Source organism: Janthinobacterium sp. J1-1, from assembly GCF_030944405.1.
In the GTDB taxonomy this organism is placed as follows: domain Bacteria; phylum Pseudomonadota; class Gammaproteobacteria; order Burkholderiales; family Burkholderiaceae_D; genus Janthinobacterium.
Genome location: NZ_CP132339.1, coordinates 4741914 through 4756721, shown reverse-complemented (window position 1 = coordinate 4756721; position 14808 = coordinate 4741914). Strand labels below are relative to the sequence as shown.

Sequence of the window (14808 nt, the reverse complement as noted above, 5' to 3'; positions counted from 1 at the left end):
ACGAAGTTTTGCGGCTGGCCGGGCCGCTTCCTCTTATTTTGGCCGTGGCGGCGTCAGGCCCGCATCGGCCGGCGCAAGGGTGCCAGCGCGTTGCCGCTTGACGGCCTCGGCCACGGCGCGCGCCACGTTGCGCACTTCTTCCTGCATCGCCAAGTCGCGGTCCAGGGTTTCATGGCTTTGCGCATAGCTTTCGTAGTAGCCGATAAAGCGGTCCAGCCGCGCCTTGGCGCCGGCCGCGACCAGGCCCATCCAGTCCAGCCAGTCCGACAGCCCGCGCCGCACGCCTTCGATACCGGCCACGTCGCCATGTACCACCAGGCCATAGGCGCGCCCGGCCAGGTGCTTGGGGTAATTCCATCCCTGCAATTCCAGCGCCTTCGCTTCGACCGCCTTCTTGCCATGCGTGGAGGTGGGGTCGGGATTGCCGCCATCGGCGCAGACCAGGCGGTCTATCATCTGCTTGAGCACGCCCGGCGTCTGGTACCAGTAGACGGGCGTCATGATGATCACGCCATGCGCCGCCGTCCATTGTTCGTAGATCTTGGCCATCCAGTCGTTGACTTGCCGTTCGCCATGGTTCGGATAGCAGCTGCACGGCCAGTGGCACAGCGGCATGGCGGTCGAGGCGCAGCCCTTGCACGGGTGAATGTGCAAATCGTACGAGGACGTCAGCAGGCTCAGGTCCAGCAAGTCCACTTCGATGCCCTCGGCTTCGAGGATCTCGCGCGCCCACAGATTCATGCGCCAGGTCTTCGAGATTTCGCCGGGGCAGGAACCATCGTTGCGCGCCGAGGCGCAGATCAGCAGCACGCGCGACGGCGTGGCCGGGTCTTTCTGGCGCTGTTCCGCAGCGAGCAGACGGTCGTGGGTTTCCTTCCATTCCACCGACAGATCGTAGTCGGGGTCGGCAAAGCCCGGGCCCGCTTTTTGCGTGACGGGCGCCTTGCGGCCTTGCTCGTAATTGCTCCACGCCACGTCTTCCACCTGGCCCAGCGCCTCGCGCACCTTGTCGAAGGTGGGATCGGCAAACGAACGCACGAATTGCAAATGGAACTCGTCGCGCTGCAATTTGGCCGGGGCCTGGCCCTGTCGGGCTTGCGGAATGGCTGGCTTGTCTTTCATGGCTGGCTCCTGGTGAGTGATGGCCCATGCTGGCAGCAGCTTACGGCTGGGTCTGTGCGTTGCGCAACGGTCGGTGCTTGAGAAATTTCCATTTATGGAATATATTCCCATATATGGAAAATAACTTGACATCCGAGCAGGCCACCGAACAGCGCCTGGCCCAGCGCTTGCGCCAGCTGCGCGTGGAGCACGGCTGGTCGCTCGACCAGCTGGCCGCGCAAAGCCAGGTCAGCCGCGCCACCTTGTCGCGCCTGGAAAACGCCGAGGTCAGTCCCACCACCAGCGTGCTGGGCCGCTTGTGCGCCGTGTATGGCTTGAGCATGTCGCGTTTGCTGCGCATGGTGGAAGAGGATTTTCCACCGCTGCTGCGGCGCGCGGACCAGCCCGTCTGGAGCGATCCGCAAACGGGCTTTCGCCGCCGTTCCGTCTCGCCGCCGTCGCAGGCGCTGGCCGGCGAAGCGCTCGAATGCGAACTCGATGCCGGCGCCCATATCGCCTACGCCACCTCGCCGCGTCCCGGCATGGAACACCATTTGCTGATGCAGGAAGGCAAGCTGGCCGTCACCGTCGATGGCCAGCGCCACGACTTGCTGCCTGGCGACTGCCTGCGCTACCAGCTGTCCGGCCCCAGCGCCTTCGATACGCCTGCTGACAGCGGCGCGCGCTATTTCCTGTTGATTATCTGATGACTGCCGAGGACCCCATGCACCTTGTAACCTTCGACGCCGATGCCATTGCCGCGCGCCTGCCACAACTGTCCGCCTTGCTGCACGCCTGCGTGCACGACGGCGCCAGCATCGGTTTTATCTTGCCGTTCAAATCTTGTGACAGCGATGCTTTCTGGACCGGCAATGTGCTGCCGGCGGTGGCGCGCGGCAGCCGTTTGCTGCTGGTGGCGCAGTTCGCTGGCGCGATCGCCGGCGCGGTGCAGCTGGACTGGGACACGCCGCCCAACCAGGCGCACCGGGCCGAGGTGCGCAAGCTGCTGGTCCATCCCGCGTTCCGGCGGCGCGGCATTGCCCGCCGGCTGATGCAGGCCGTGGAAGACAGGGCACGCGCCTTGCCCCGCCAGCTGCTGACGCTCGACACGCGCACCCACGACCATGCCGAATCGTTATATGGCTCGCTGGGCTACAAGACAGCCGGCGTGATACCCGGCTATGCGCTGGCGCCCGAGGGCGGCAGGCTGGACGCTACCACCATCATGTACAAGCAGCTGAGCCTGCCTTGATGCTGGCGGCAAATCAGGAGTCGTCCTACTGATTCCTGCGGCATGTTCTGAATGCCCATCGCGCGCGCCGCGCCTACACTCCAGTCCTGGCCTGGCGCGCGATGGCACGGCCAGGTTTTCGAACTTGACGGGAGGCAGCGATGGCGAATACTCAATCGGGGACGGAAAGCGGCGTGCGTGAGGTACTGACCCCAGCGCGCCTGAACACGCTGGACTGGGTGGCCCTGGTCTTGCTGGTGATCGGCGGGCTGAACTGGGGCCTGCTGGGCCTGTTCGGTATCGACGTGGTGGCACGCCTGCTGGGCGACATGACCACGGCCTCGCGCGCCGTGTATGTGCTGGTGGGGATCGCTGCCGTGTATGCGATTTACCTGTGCGCCGGCAAGCTGCCGGCCAAGCCGTGAGCCACCGGAAGGTCAGATCAGCTGCAAATACCGGGCGGCCGGCAACAGCAGCAGGGCGGCGGCAAAGGCAGGCAGAAAGCCGCTACGCAAGGCGTCCGTAGGCTAGAAAAGTGAGGTGAATGTGGTCATTATACCTGCTGATTATGACAACATTATTGCGTGCGCAGGTAGGCGAGCAGGTCGGCCACCTGCTGGGCGTTGCCGAGTCCCCAGAAACGCATCTTATTGCCCGGAATAAAATCGCCGGGCGCTTTCAGGAAGCTGGCCAGGTTTTGTTCGGTCCAGACGATATTCGCGTTTTTCATGGCCGGCGAGTACCGGTAGTCCGGCGTGGCGCCCGCCTTGCGGCCGATCACGCCTGACAGTTTCGGCCCGAATCCGGCGCGCGCGGACGGACCCACCTGGTGGCAGGAGGCGCATCTGTAAAACGCCGCCTTGCCGGCGACGGGGTCGCCTTTCAGGGCGGCGGCTGGCGTGGCGAGTAAAGCCATACCCAGGCTCAAGGCAGCGCGGCAAGCCGATGGCGAAAAAAGAATCATGGTGGTGACGATGCGGCGTAAATGGCGATGAGCTATTCTACAGGGCTGCCCGCCCGTCCTTGTCGATCAACGTTTGGACTGCGCGCCCAGCGCCGCCATCGCCGACGCCAGCACGATGCAGGCAATCGCCAGCCACTGTATTGCGCTCAGGTGCTCGCCCAGCACCGCCATGGCGGCCAGCGCACTGACGGCCGGCGCGGCGCTGCTGAACATGCCGAACACGCCCTGCGGCAAGCGGCGCAGGGCAAAGATTTCCAAGGTGTACGGCAGCGCGCTCGACAACATGGCGATCGCCAGCCCCATCAGGGCCAGCGACGGCGACAGCAGGGCGGTGCCCGCATAAGCCGCACCGATCGGTACCGTCAGCAGGGCCGCCACCGTCATGCCCCAGGCCACGGCTTGGCCACCCTGCAGTGAAGAAGCGCGCTTGCCGAAAATGATATACAGCGCCCAGCAGGTGGCCGCGCCCAGCGCATAGGCCACGCCGACCGGGTCCAGGCTGCCCGGGCTGCCCTGCAGCGGCAGCAGCAGATACAGGCCGAACACGGCGCACCCCACCGCCAGCAGGTCGCGCGGCCGGCGCGACGACAGCATCGCCACCGCCAGCGGCCCCGTCACCTCGATGGCCACCGCGATGCCGATCGGGATCAGCGCAAACGCCCGGTAAATCAGCAAGTTCATCAGCCCCAGCACGGAACCGTACACCAGCAGGTTCAGCACATCCTTGCGCGTCAGCGAAAAACGCCAGGGCCGGAACACCGCCAGCAGGAACAGCGCCGAAAAGCCCACCCGGAAGGCCGTGATGCCCTCGACGCCGATCACCGGAAACAGGTTTTTCGCCACCGCTGCCCCCAGGTTGACGGAAATCTGCCCTCCCAGTACGGCCAGGGAAGGGAGCAGGATGCTGTCGGGGATGGGGGAAGTGGTGGTGGGGGAGGTCATGGGGCGTGATTTTAATACGCCAGAGCTTCTTCAGCGACACCTTTACGGGGAAATGGCAGAGTGCCGCAAATGCAGCCGATTTTGACTTGCTCCGCAGCGTTGTTTTTAACTGCTCAATACCAGAAACTCGTGGGTGTCATTTATTTGTCAATGGAGATGGTTAATCAACAAATTATTTCAGAAAAATGCAAATAACATAATACATATTTACATATCATATTTTTTGGAATATTATTTTTTCTTGGGTGCAGTTTTACAACTTTGGTAACGACTTGAGAATATCTTTCCTATGTATAGTGAAAAAAAATACTCACAACTGCATCAAATGGAGATTTTGCTGCGCTGGGAAGGACGCTTAAACAACGCACGTTTGCGTGGAATTTTCGGTTTGAATAGCAGCGTGCGGGCTAGTGTCCTGATCAGGGAGTTCCGGGAGGCGCATCCAACTTGGCTCATTCATGACTCGAAGACCAAGAACTTCTACCCGACCGCAGACTTCCTGCGTCCATTGCACACGGCGCAGTCGAATCGCCGCAATAACGCAGCTGAACTCGCGCACTACCTCGTGCTTGCCGGAATGCCATATGCCACTCCGATCGGTGAAGAACACTCGCTTGTTTGGGTTGGATATCCTGATATTGCAGCGCCTGGTCCCGCGATCTATTCGTCTATGCATTCGGCCGCGCGTGAGCGCCGGGTGGTCAGTATTTCATATCGATCGATGAAAAATCCGGCTCCGCACCAACGAACTGTCAGCCCGCATAGTCTCATCAGAGCGGGGTGCCGCTGGCATGTCCGTGCCTATTGTGAGGAAGCCGCCGGATATCGTGACTTCGCACTGGGCCGTATTGTGAGCGCCAAGATACTGAAGGATCGACAGGCCGAATTTACATCTGAGTCCGATACTGCGTGGATGACACCAGTGAAAATTTCTCTGGTTGCTCATCCCGCTTTGTCAGCGGAGCAGGCGGAAGTAATCCGCTTTGAGTACATGAATGGCGCGGTGGCACTTGTCGAAACCTGCCGGGCCGCGTTGATCCAGTATTTTGTTCAGGACGTGCGTGCAGCGACTAACGTCGAGACGCAGCGCCCGCCGGACTACCAGCTTGCGGTCCAAAATGTCAGGGAGATTGAGCAATGGCTCTTCTAGAACCGACTTTGAGCAGGGCCGCGAGCGTCAACGTACCGCCGCTATTCGACCGGCTGCCCGGGACTATCTTTAAACCCCTCGCGTCGCTGAACCATGAGCGATTTTGGACTGTGCTGGTAGGGTTGCACCGAACCCGTTTTGGGCCAGATGCGCCACTACCACCAAGTGACGGCTTTCCGATCCGCGACATCATTGCGGATATCGAGCGTGAGCTCGATGACAGCGAGGCCTGGGAGGATGAAGAGGGTAGCGGCCCCGTTTCAAACCTCAACATGCGTGCCAACCTGGTTTTCAATCGATTTGTGGAAACTGAATGGCTGCGGCGTGGCCGCCACGGTGCGGAAAAAGTTGTCACGATGAGTCCGTCCATTAGTCACTTTCTAAATTTGCTTATGCAGTTTGCTGAGAGTGGACCAATTTACGTGTCAGGGAAAATCAATTCGATTGAGGTGTACTGTCAATAGCGGACACTCTTGTTTCAAGCCACCCGCGGCTGTTTGCTGAATTTTTCAGCGAACAACGCGGGCGGAACATTGCCAAGGCGCGAATGGCGTCGCTGGCGGTTGTAAAAGCTTTCGATATATTCCTGTATTGCGGCTTTCGCGTCGGCCCGGGTCGCGTAACGTTGATGGTCCACCAGCTCGTTTTTCAGGCTGCCCCAGAAGCTTTCCATGGGCGCGTTGTCATAGCAGTTTCCTCGGCGCGACATGGACGGCTTCATGCCGAACTGCGTCACCAGTTTCTGATAGTCGTGGGCGCAATACTGACTGCCACGGTCGGAGTGGTGGATCAAGCCCGGCGCGGGGCGTTTGTTGCGCACGGCCTTCCACAGTGCTGTTGCCGTCAGCGTTTGCGTCATGCGCTCGTCCATCGCGTAGCCCACCAGCTCGCAGGTGAACACGTCCTTGATACCGGCCAGGTAAAGCCAGCCCTCGCCGGTCGCCACATAGGTGATGTCGGTCACCCAGGCTTCGTTCGGCCGGGTCGGCGCGAAAGTCTGATTGAGCAGGTTGTCGGCCACCGGCAGGTCATGATTCGAGTTCGTGGTGGCCTTGAACTTGCGCTTTTGCTTGCAGCGCAGGGCGAGCTCGCGACGCAGACGGACGATACGATCACGGCCGGCCGGAAAGCCTTGCGCCGTCAGTTCCGGCTGCATGCGCAACGGGCCATAAGTCTGCCGGCTCTGCGCGTGCACGGCCTCGATGGCGACCTTCAGGCGTGCGTCGTCCTGCGCCCGCTGCGACGGTTTGCCGTTCGACCAAGCGTAGAAACCGCTGCGCGAGACGCCAAAGACGCGGCACATGATGGTGACAGGAAATTCGAGTCGCAAGGTCTTCATGACCGCGTACTTGGCAGCGACTCCCGCGCAAAGTACGCTGCCGCTTTTTTTACGATATCGCGCTCCATGCGTGCCTCGGCAAGCTCTTTGCGCAGCTTGGTTACCTCAGCCTCAAGCTCCGGCACGGAGCGGCTACCAGGGGCTACTTTGGGCGACGTGCCGCGCCTTGCCGCACTGACCCAGTTCGCTAGCGTGCCCTTGGGAATGGTGAGACGCAACGCGGCGTCTTCCAGCGTCAGGCCTTGTGTCAGGACCAGTTTTACCGCTTCTTCCCGAAGCTCCGGTGTGTATGTTGTTGAGCGTGTCATAAGTTCTCCAGTTGGTGAAGTTTACCAAACTAGAGTGTCCGAAAAAGTCAGGGTACCTCAGATCTTTGGCTTGATTACGATGGTCGAGAATGAGGAAGCTAGTGGGGACACGCTGATCGAGGCGGCGCAGCAGGCTCGCAATCTGCTTGAGCACATCCGCAATACCAGTACGATCATCCGCGATTTGATGGAGTCGCTGAGTAAAGAAGCGACTCCGGCGAGGTACCTGTCCAAGTTCTTCAGCGACTATATCGAGCGAGTGTTCATTGGTGATTATAGGGAGTTGCGTACGCGAGAGCATCCATTGTCCAAACGTCAGCAAATCCTGCGCATCGTCGATGGGATCGATGAATCACCAATCGAGCGAATGCGGCTGATCGAATGGTATGAAGACAAGCAGTTCCCCGGTGACATGGCGCGCGCTGAACGCCAGTACGAACGTGACCTGCATCGCTTGCGCGAGCTAACGCGCATTGACGAATACCTTGACCGGCTGGATGACGAAATCCGTCGCGCGAATCGTCGTGCCCTAGCTTACCTGGACTACTCGGTTCGCACCGTTCGCCCTATCGGTCAAATGATCAATGTTGCGATCGAAAGTATTAATGGCGGCACCCAGCTACTCATGTGTGACCCGTTTGCCGCTGGCGGGATGATCAATGGAATGAACCTGGCACTGCCACGCAAATTCACGAAGCGCCTGGCGCCGTCGAAGCTCAGGAAGGTGCTTCCTGCCCCCGGGGACATTGCGCGTGCCCATGTGATGCAACGGGCCCGCGATGCGCGTGCGATGAACTCGCCGAAATTGACTGCATTTTTGCTGCAGCAGTTGGGCGGCCAGACCCAGATCGAAAGCTCCGATCTGGAAATTGAGAAGGTGGTAGAGGGCAGAGCATATCAGTCGCTCTTAACCATATCGGTTGCGATGGGTACCGAAAGCCCCACGCTACAACGGGATGTCAGATCAATGGTCCCTGGTTTTAACGTTATGCCGCAATCCATTGGGGAAGAATCACATCACTTGGTCAGCGGGCGCACGTTCAGGGTGGCACGCAAGAACAAAGCAAAAGGCAAATCATGAGTAATCATTGGGATACCTTGGCAGCGCGCTCGCAGGGCCTGTACATGCCCGCCGAGTTTGAATTAGCGAGTTACCGTCTGGTCAACGAACAGGTGTTGTACCACTCGGACAGGCACAGCCGTAACGCGTACCACCTTATCGAGGGTTATGAGCGCGATATCAGGATTGCATTGCGCCCCTTGGGTGTGGGCGTCCAAGTTAACCGCGAGCTCCGGTACGCTTATGCAGTGCCACTACATGGAAAATCCGGTACCGCCAGCACCAACCAGACCCTGTTCGCGCTGGTGCTGCGCAATATCTATGACGAAGCGGCGCGAAATGCTGATACAAACGACGATGGCGAGGTGGTTTGTGATCTCGTGGAACTAGGCGAAAAGTATCGCATGATGACCGGCCGGACGCTTCCTGGGAAATCGGAATTGAGGGATCTCCTCCGTACTGCGAGACGCTGGGGCATTGCTCGCATCGTAGGCGGTGCCGACGAGGAGGTCCTCGATGTGGATCTTCACGGCCAGGACTACGCAATTATGATCCGACATGCGATCACCGTTGTTTTAGGGGAAGCAGCGCTATCACGACTCGCCGGATGGGCACTCCCGGGCAACCTGGATGATGACGATGGCGAGGACGACAAAAATCATGATGATGCAGAGCCGCAGCAAGAGATGATCGTCGCGGAGAACTGGCCAGTTGATCTGGAAATAAATGACGACAAACCGGAATTGGACGAAGACCATCACCACCTTGAAGGGGACACAAATTGAAATATTTGGAGAGTATCAAAGTAGTTCAGTTTTTCCTGTATGAACAACAGGAGTTCTCCATCAAGAAAATCACCGGTGTGTTCGGACCGAATGGTAGTGGCAAGAGCTCCATGCTTGACGCTTCCCAGATCGCGCTCTTCGGCGGGAACTCCAATTTACTCGCATTGAATGCTCAGGCTGACGACAACAGCACAACACGAAACATTCGTTCGTATTGCCTTGGGCAATACGGTCCAAACCCTGAAGACCGCGTCCGCGACCAAGCCACTACCTATATTACGCTGCTGTTCAGAGATTCCCAGACGAACCTGCCAATCACTGTTGGAGTGTGCATTTACGCCTCCATTGAAAAAGATGGTCATGAAGTGCTCGGGCGGTATGTATTGCATGGGATCGAACTGTCGATGGGCGACCATCTTGAAACGATTGATGGCGACGAGCAACCTCGAGACTGGAAGAGCTTCCGGCAGCAGCTCCTGCACCGCTCTGGGCAGGATGCTGAAACGATCCTGTTCACAGATAGCGAACGCTTTATCCGCGCTCATCTGCTCGCTTTGCGTGGGAGCGGCGGCGCGCCGGTGACTGAAGCGTTTACGCGCGCCTTTCGATTCGGTTTGCGTATGAAGTTCGACAAGACCGTGGACAACATTGTGCGAGACGATGTGCTGGAGCGCAAACCTACGAACATCAAAAAGTTCAAGGATGTTACAGATTCGTTCAAGAAACTTGCCGAGATGGTGGCGCACGTAGAAACCAAGATCAATGATGGCGATGCGATCCTGAAGGACTTTACCCGCGCAGCGACCGAATCGAGCCGGGCAGTTACCTGGGACGCTTTGGCCCTATCGTGCGTGCGCGAAGCCGAATTGGAAAAGCACGACTTATCGACGACATCGCGCGAACGGGCCGAGGCGAGGTACAACGATGCAAAGAGCGCGCTCCAGCATGGACAAACCAGCCTTGACGAGAAGCGCGCGGATATTATGCGCTTGCGCGCACTGCGAGACGGCCACGCAGCTCATCAAGATAGCGGGACACTGCAGCTTGCTATCGAGAAAGCAAATGCCCGGGCTGTAAGCGGCGAGAAGGAGCTCAGCGGGTTTCTCGACCTTGCTCGCATGCATCTCGCCGCCGCTGGCGCCAGCGAGCACCTACAAAATGAGGCGACTGACCTGCAAGCCTGTGCAGCCGGGTTGCCCGAGAGTGGAAAGACTGCTGCCAGCATGTCGGCCGATGCACTGCGCGCCGCATTTAGGCCGATGAACAAGCTGATCGCTGCAGCCGTCACTAAGCTCTTCAGGCTGCCTGGCGCGATTGGTCACGAAATCGGAACGCTGCGTGAACAGCTAAGTGAGGCTGAAGACGATCTGAAACGTATCAAGGAGGGACGTCCGCCACTGACTGACAACGTTAAAAGGCTGTTGCTTGCTATGCAGCGGGAAAAGCTGAGCCCAGTCCCAGTATGTGATCTCGTGCGTGTTACCGATCCAGCTTGGCAGGGCGTGATCGAGGGCTATCTTGGCCCTCATCGTGAGGCGCTATTGGTACCGCCGGGGGAAGAAGAAGAGAGCTTTTCTTGCTATCGTTCGGTCCCTCTGTACGGTGTCAAGATGGGCATGGAGTCGCGCCAGAATATCAACTGGCGGCCCAAGGCGGGATCTGTTGCCGAATTGATTGAGGGCGACTCGCCTGCAGCCGTCGCGTACGTCCGCGCCAAATTCGGCGACCTGATGAGAGCACATACAAACGCAGAAGCGTTGCTCGGACCACGTACATTGATGAACGACGGTATGTATGTCAATGGCGGCGATATCGACCGCGTTCAGCCAGTCGAGCCCGGCCGGTGCCGTATTGGAAGGGTTGCAATAGAACAGCGCGACGAGCTGGCGCAGCAGATTATGAGATTGAAGGCTCAAATCGAGGTTCTCGAAAAGCGCGAAACAGCCGTTCGCCAGCTGACGAATGAGTTGATAGCGTTCAATTCTGCAGAAAACATTGATCGCGCCATCGCGGCAGTAAAACAGGTCAAGGACGCGCTTGAAGAGAAGTCTTCCCTCGCCACGAGACTGGCCGCTACGGCAGACGCTGAGTACGTGCGGCTGAACCTGGAATTGAATGCTGCTATTGAGAAGGAAATTGGACTGCAAGGTGCCATGAACGGCCTTTATCAGGAAGAGTCCAACGCAAATTCGGCAGCGGGGATGGCAATACAGGCAGAAGGTCTGGCTGCGGAAAACTCCCGGTTTGCAAATGCACGCGCTGAGGAGGCGCGCCAAGATGGGGAGTTCGATGTCGATGCTGCGTCTAAAGATTGGGACCAATGCCTTGGCCAATTCGGTTCACAGTACGCTTTGATGCGCACCCATTGTGCCGACCAGGCGCGCTTGGCACGCAACAGGCTGGAGACGGCACGATCACGTGGCGCGACGAATTTTGGGCAGTTCATCAGTAAGTACAGGGAACATGTCAGCCGCGAAGTGCTGGGGGATTGGCAACAGTCGCGCATGTGGCTTGGCAATTTTATCGCTCGGCTGCGCGATATCGAACTTGTCGATTACAAGCAAGAAATGGATCATGCCTATCAAACCTCCCAGGAGACCTTCAAAACGGACGTAGCAGTCCTTCTGGATGCGAATTTTGAGTGGCTGGACCGCACAATTAATCGGCTGAATAGCGCATTGAAAAATTGCCCAGTTTTTACAAACGGAGAACGCTATCAATTTGTCGCCAACCCGCGGCCTAAGCTCGCCCACCTTCTGAAGTTTATTAAAGATGTGGCCGCTTTTGGCGTTAGCGGTAGCATGTTTGGATCCGCCGGGGAGCTGCCTGAGCAGTTCCGTGATCTGCTCGACGATAAGATCGCTACGGGCGCAGCTGGCGCGCGCAGTCCCCTGGATGACTACCGTGAGTTTTTCGAGTTCGATATTGAGATCCAGCGTGAAGATGCCGTCACAGGCGCCACAAAGCGTGTCGGCATGCTCAGCAAGCGCCTCGGGCCTGGCTCAGGAGGTGAGCACCGCGCGCCGCTCTACGTGATCGCTGGCGCCGCATTGGCTTCTGCTTATCGGCTGGACGACACCCACCAGGATGGGGTCGGCCTTATCTTGCTGGACGAAGCGTTTAACAAGATGGATATGACCAACATTACGGCCACCATGCGCTATCTTGAAGATATCGGCCTGCAGGTGTTAATGGTCAGCCCCGGTGAAAACCTTGGTATTTTGACAGCGTTTCTGCACCGTTACTATGACATCATGCGAGACGCTAAAACCAACGTTATTTATCTTGAGGGTCATGATGTAAGTGAGGAAGCGCGCGAACTGTTCCGCAGTGATTTGCCAGAGTTTCATCCCGAGTTGATTGATGAAGAGCTGCGTAATTTTCAGCCGTCTCTCGGCCCCCATGGCAGTAACGTAGAGCCAAAGACGGCTCCACCGAGTGGTCCGACAGCGTAAGGCTAAACATCATGAGAACTCTTGCTCAAAAACTTTTACATAAACTCTTGGCAGAAGGTGAGCGGTGCGCCGCCGGCGTTCGTTCGCGACCGCCGGCGCTGAAGGCGCTGGACCTTGCGGACTACCGCAACACCGTATCATTAAAGGATAAGGACGAATTTGAGTCGATAATGCGCGCCGCCAGGGCGCAGGGCGCGGTGTGCTGTGGTCTAATTTGCTCGGACACCTCGATAGGTGGAAAATACACCACCTGAGGAGTTAGACATGACAACAAGAAAACGAAGAGTATTCGATGCCAGCTTGAAGCTGGAAGTAGTGCGCATGATCAAGGAACAGGGTCAGAGCGTCCAAAACGTCAGCGAGACCATGAGCATCGGCCAGACGGCGATCCGGCGCTGGTTGACGCAATACAGTGCTGAACAGAACGGCCAGCCAGGCATCGGAAAACCGCTCACCGCCGAGCAACAAAGGATCCGGCAACTGGAGCAGGAAAATCAGCAACTGCGCCAGGACGTCACCATCTTAAAAAAGGCATCGGCCTTCTTTGCCCGCGAAATGAAATGATTTACACGGTCATTCGTCAGCTGCAAAAGGAGGCCTTGCCTGTGCAGAAGAGCTGTGATTTGCTGGCCGTCAGCAGGTCGGGTTTTTACACGGCACAGCACCGTACCGCCAAGCCTGCATCCTGCAAAGCGAGCATCCATCTGAAAGCGGCATTCATGGCCAGCCATCAGAGCTACGGAAGCCGGCGACTGGTCACGGCCATGGCCAACGCGGGTGTGCGCATCGGGCGTTACAAAGTACGCCGGCTGATGCGCCAGGCGGCCTTGAAGCCGGTCTGGAAGCGTAAATTCGTACACACAACGGACAGCAAGCACGGCTTGCCGGTGGCCGCCAATGTGTTGAACCGGCAGTTCAATCCGGCCGCACCGAATCTCGCTTACGTCAGTGACATCACTTACATTCGGACTGGCGCAGGATGGCTGTACCTGGCCACGGTTCTCGATCTGTATGCACGCAAAGTGGTCGGCTGGGCCATGGCGCCGAGCATGCCCGCCCAACTGGTCTGCGATGCCTTGAGCATGGCGATCGGACAGCGGCGGCCAGCCCCGGGATTGATCGTCCATTCGGATCGCGGCAGTCAATATGCCAGCGCGCTGTACCAGGAGATGCTTGAGCGGCACGGCTTCGTTTGCAGTATGAGCCGTAAGGGGAATTGTTGGGATAACGCCGTCGCAGAACGCTTCTTCCTGAATCTGAAAATGGAGCGTGTGTGGCAGCGCCAATATGCCAACCATGCCGAAGCAAAAGCCGATATTACCGACTACATCGTCGGTTTCTACAACTGCAAGCGTCTCAATTCAGCATTGGGCAATCTGCCACCCACCGTCTACGAACGGAAAATGGCAACACGTGAACCTATCGTTGTGTCCGAAATTACTTGACCACCACAGTGCGGCTTGTCTGGGACCAAGGTAGTGTCAACGAAAGCGCTCCGGACGACTTTATCGAGCGCGTCAATCTCGCTACCCTGACATCGCTTGCTGATTTTTTAGGTGAGCGCTCGCGCGGAGATATCCAGGCAGAGGCGGTAGCGTTGCTTTCCTCTCAATTTGATTCATTTCCTGTGTTGGTTCAGCTGTGCGAGCGCTGGGCTTTGCTTCGCACTGTACGCAGACTTGGTCCAGAGAGCGCCCAAGCATGGCTCGATGCAATTCGAGTGATTGTTTTCGCGCGCGGCTTGCGAGAGGCCGACGCCATAGCCCTTCCCATTCGCGAAGCGAGTTATCGTATATTCAAGGATACCAAACGCCTTGAAAAGCTGGCGCCGGCGGTGGATGTGCTGCTCTACAATGACCTTGATGCCTTGCCGCGTCCCGGTGACGAAGTTTGGAAGGAAATCGGGCTGTTTCGCGAAGAGCAGCCTATTCGGCTTGCAGGGAACGTAACGATCAAGCGCGAACGCCTAACAGCGACTCTTGATACTCCTTACGCCGCGTTTGCAGCTACGTCTCTTCTGGGTATCGTCGATGTTCCTGAGCATGTCACAACGATCGAGAATTTGACAACGTTTCACAGCGAAGCGCGCCGACAATGCAACGAAAGGTGCCTGTTGATCTATACAGGTGGCACGCCGAGTCCTGCATGGCGAGCCATGTACCGCCGGCTTATCGCATCGATTCCTGACTCAGTGCCAGTCCGTCACTGGGGGGATATCGATGAAGGCGGGTATAGAATTGCAACCCTGATAGCTCAAGATAGCAACCATGCCGGAAAAATTCTGCAGCCTTGGCGAATGCATCCCGACGATATACAGGAAGATCTACGGCGACCTGCTTCAGAAGGTACGGTGGCCCGAATGAGTCGCTACGCACTCAGTGCAGGCTGGCCTGAAATTAGTGCGGCAGTCGAAATTGCTAAGATGACTGTTGAACAGGAGGGGCTGGCTTAAAAGTTTTGATAATTCTTTATG

At 57.9% G+C, this 14808-nt stretch carries 15 protein-coding genes; 11 read left to right on the top strand and 4 right to left on the bottom strand.

Features of this window, described 5'->3' with window-relative positions; translation table 11 throughout:
- Positions 1–33 precede the first annotated feature (33 nt).
- Positions 34–1122 carry a flavodoxin family protein gene (locus Q8L25_RS21720; RefSeq protein ID WP_308921371.1) on the bottom strand — a complete coding sequence of 363 codons (1089 nt, stop codon included), beginning with the start codon at positions 1120–1122 and terminating at the stop codon, positions 34–36.
- Positions 1123–1235: 113 nt separating this feature from the next.
- Between Q8L25_RS21720 and Q8L25_RS21715 the strand changes: the two genes are divergently transcribed.
- The 3 genes from Q8L25_RS21715 to Q8L25_RS21705 all read left to right on the top strand — a co-directional run bounded on the left by Q8L25_RS21715 (position 1236) and on the right by Q8L25_RS21705 (position 2757).
- Positions 1236–1808 carry an XRE family transcriptional regulator gene (locus Q8L25_RS21715; RefSeq protein WP_308921370.1) on the top strand — a complete coding sequence of 191 codons (573 nt, stop codon included), beginning with the start codon at positions 1236–1238 and terminating at the stop codon, positions 1806–1808.
- Between the two features lie 17 nt (positions 1809–1825).
- Positions 1826–2353 (top strand): N-acetyltransferase, encoded by a 528-nt coding sequence (locus tag Q8L25_RS21710; RefSeq protein ID WP_308921369.1) that lies wholly within the window; start codon positions 1826–1828, stop codon positions 2351–2353.
- A 140-nt stretch (positions 2354–2493) separates the two neighbouring features.
- Positions 2494–2757, top strand: a complete 264-nt coding sequence (locus tag Q8L25_RS21705; RefSeq protein ID WP_308921368.1) for a DUF378 domain-containing protein — start codon at positions 2494–2496, stop codon at positions 2755–2757.
- Between the two features lie 152 nt (positions 2758–2909).
- On the opposite strand, the gene Q8L25_RS21700 is transcribed toward Q8L25_RS21705, so the two are convergent.
- The gene (locus Q8L25_RS21700) at positions 2910–3248 is read right to left on the bottom strand and encodes a cytochrome c family protein (RefSeq protein ID WP_308921367.1); all 339 of its coding nucleotides are present in this window, start codon (positions 3246–3248) and stop codon (positions 2910–2912) included.
- A 114-nt stretch (positions 3249–3362) separates the two neighbouring features.
- Positions 3363–4238 (bottom strand): EamA family transporter, encoded by an 876-nt coding sequence (locus tag Q8L25_RS21695; protein WP_308921366.1) that lies wholly within the window; start codon positions 4236–4238, stop codon positions 3363–3365.
- Positions 4239–4527: 289 nt separating this feature from the next.
- Between Q8L25_RS21695 and Q8L25_RS21690 the strand changes: the two genes are divergently transcribed.
- Positions 4528–5388: a WYL domain-containing protein gene (locus Q8L25_RS21690; protein ID WP_308921365.1), complete on the top strand. Its 861-nt coding sequence runs from the start codon at positions 4528–4530 to the stop codon at positions 5386–5388.
- Positions 5376–5852, top strand: a complete 477-nt coding sequence (locus Q8L25_RS21685) for a Wadjet anti-phage system protein JetA family protein (protein ID WP_308921364.1) — start codon at positions 5376–5378, stop codon at positions 5850–5852. The genes Q8L25_RS21690 and Q8L25_RS21685 overlap by 13 nt, the downstream gene beginning before the upstream one ends.
- Before the next feature lie 14 nt (positions 5853–5866).
- Here Q8L25_RS21685 and Q8L25_RS21680 read toward each other — a convergent pair.
- Positions 5867–7035 (bottom strand): IS3 family transposase gene (locus Q8L25_RS21680; RefSeq protein ID WP_308921363.1). Its coding sequence is split into 2 segments (ribosomal slippage): positions 5867–6771 and positions 6771–7035, totalling 1170 coding nucleotides; the frame shifts between segments, so codons are not numbered across the junction.
- Between the two features lie 34 nt (positions 7036–7069).
- Between Q8L25_RS21680 and Q8L25_RS21675 the strand changes: the two genes are divergently transcribed.
- The 6 genes from Q8L25_RS21675 (at position 7070) to Q8L25_RS21650 (ending at position 14787) form a co-directional block, all read left to right on the top strand.
- Complete coding sequence (locus Q8L25_RS21675) at positions 7070–8116, top strand: Wadjet anti-phage system protein JetA family protein (RefSeq protein WP_308921362.1); 1047 nt, start codon at positions 7070–7072, stop codon at positions 8114–8116.
- Positions 8113–8880, top strand: a complete 768-nt coding sequence (locus Q8L25_RS21670) for a DUF4194 domain-containing protein (protein WP_308921361.1) — start codon at positions 8113–8115, stop codon at positions 8878–8880. Before Q8L25_RS21675 ends, Q8L25_RS21670 begins: the two co-directional genes overlap by 4 nt.
- Positions 8877–12335, top strand: coding sequence for an SbcC/MukB-like Walker B domain-containing protein (locus Q8L25_RS21665; RefSeq protein ID WP_308921360.1), 3459 nt, complete (start codon positions 8877–8879; stop codon positions 12333–12335). The genes Q8L25_RS21670 and Q8L25_RS21665 overlap by 4 nt, the downstream gene beginning before the upstream one ends.
- 11 nt (positions 12336–12346) lie before the next feature.
- Positions 12347–12589 carry a hypothetical protein gene (locus Q8L25_RS21660; RefSeq protein WP_308921359.1) on the top strand — a complete coding sequence of 81 codons (243 nt, stop codon included), beginning with the start codon at positions 12347–12349 and terminating at the stop codon, positions 12587–12589.
- A gap of 10 nt (positions 12590–12599) precedes the next feature.
- A protein-coding gene (locus Q8L25_RS21655; protein ID WP_308920653.1) for an IS3 family transposase occupies positions 12600–13780 on the top strand; the annotation gives its coding sequence in 2 pieces (ribosomal slippage) (positions 12600–12870 and positions 12870–13780; 1182 coding nt in all).
- A complete protein-coding gene (locus Q8L25_RS21650; protein ID WP_308921358.1) occupies positions 13777–14787 on the top strand; it encodes a DUF2399 domain-containing protein in 1011 nt (336 codons plus the stop codon). The genes Q8L25_RS21655 and Q8L25_RS21650 overlap by 4 nt, the downstream gene beginning before the upstream one ends.
- Positions 14788–14808 lie beyond the last annotated feature (21 nt).

Excerpts from the sequence above, each read along its gene's own strand:
- Q8L25_RS21720 (WP_308921371.1), bottom strand. The coding sequence starts at position 1,122 with ATGAAAGACAAGCCAGCCATTCCGCAAGCCCGACAGGGCCAGGCCCCG.
- Q8L25_RS21715 (WP_308921370.1), top strand. The coding sequence starts at position 1,236 with ATGGAAAATAACTTGACATCCGAGCAGGCCACCGAACAGCGCCTGGCC.
- Q8L25_RS21710 (WP_308921369.1), top strand. The coding sequence starts at position 1,826 with ATGCACCTTGTAACCTTCGACGCCGATGCCATTGCCGCGCGCCTGCCA.
- Q8L25_RS21705 (WP_308921368.1), top strand. The coding sequence starts at position 2,494 with ATGGCGAATACTCAATCGGGGACGGAAAGCGGCGTGCGTGAGGTACTG.
- Q8L25_RS21700 (WP_308921367.1), bottom strand. The coding sequence starts at position 3,248 with ATGGCTTTACTCGCCACGCCAGCCGCCGCCCTGAAAGGCGACCCCGTC.
- Q8L25_RS21695 (WP_308921366.1), bottom strand. The coding sequence starts at position 4,238 with ATGACCTCCCCCACCACCACTTCCCCCATCCCCGACAGCATCCTGCTC.
- Q8L25_RS21690 (WP_308921365.1), top strand. The coding sequence starts at position 4,528 with ATGTATAGTGAAAAAAAATACTCACAACTGCATCAAATGGAGATTTTG.
- Q8L25_RS21685 (WP_308921364.1), top strand. The coding sequence starts at position 5,376 with ATGGCTCTTCTAGAACCGACTTTGAGCAGGGCCGCGAGCGTCAACGTA.
- Q8L25_RS21670 (WP_308921361.1), top strand. The coding sequence starts at position 8,113 with ATGAGTAATCATTGGGATACCTTGGCAGCGCGCTCGCAGGGCCTGTAC.
- Q8L25_RS21660 (WP_308921359.1), top strand. The coding sequence starts at position 12,347 with ATGAGAACTCTTGCTCAAAAACTTTTACATAAACTCTTGGCAGAAGGT.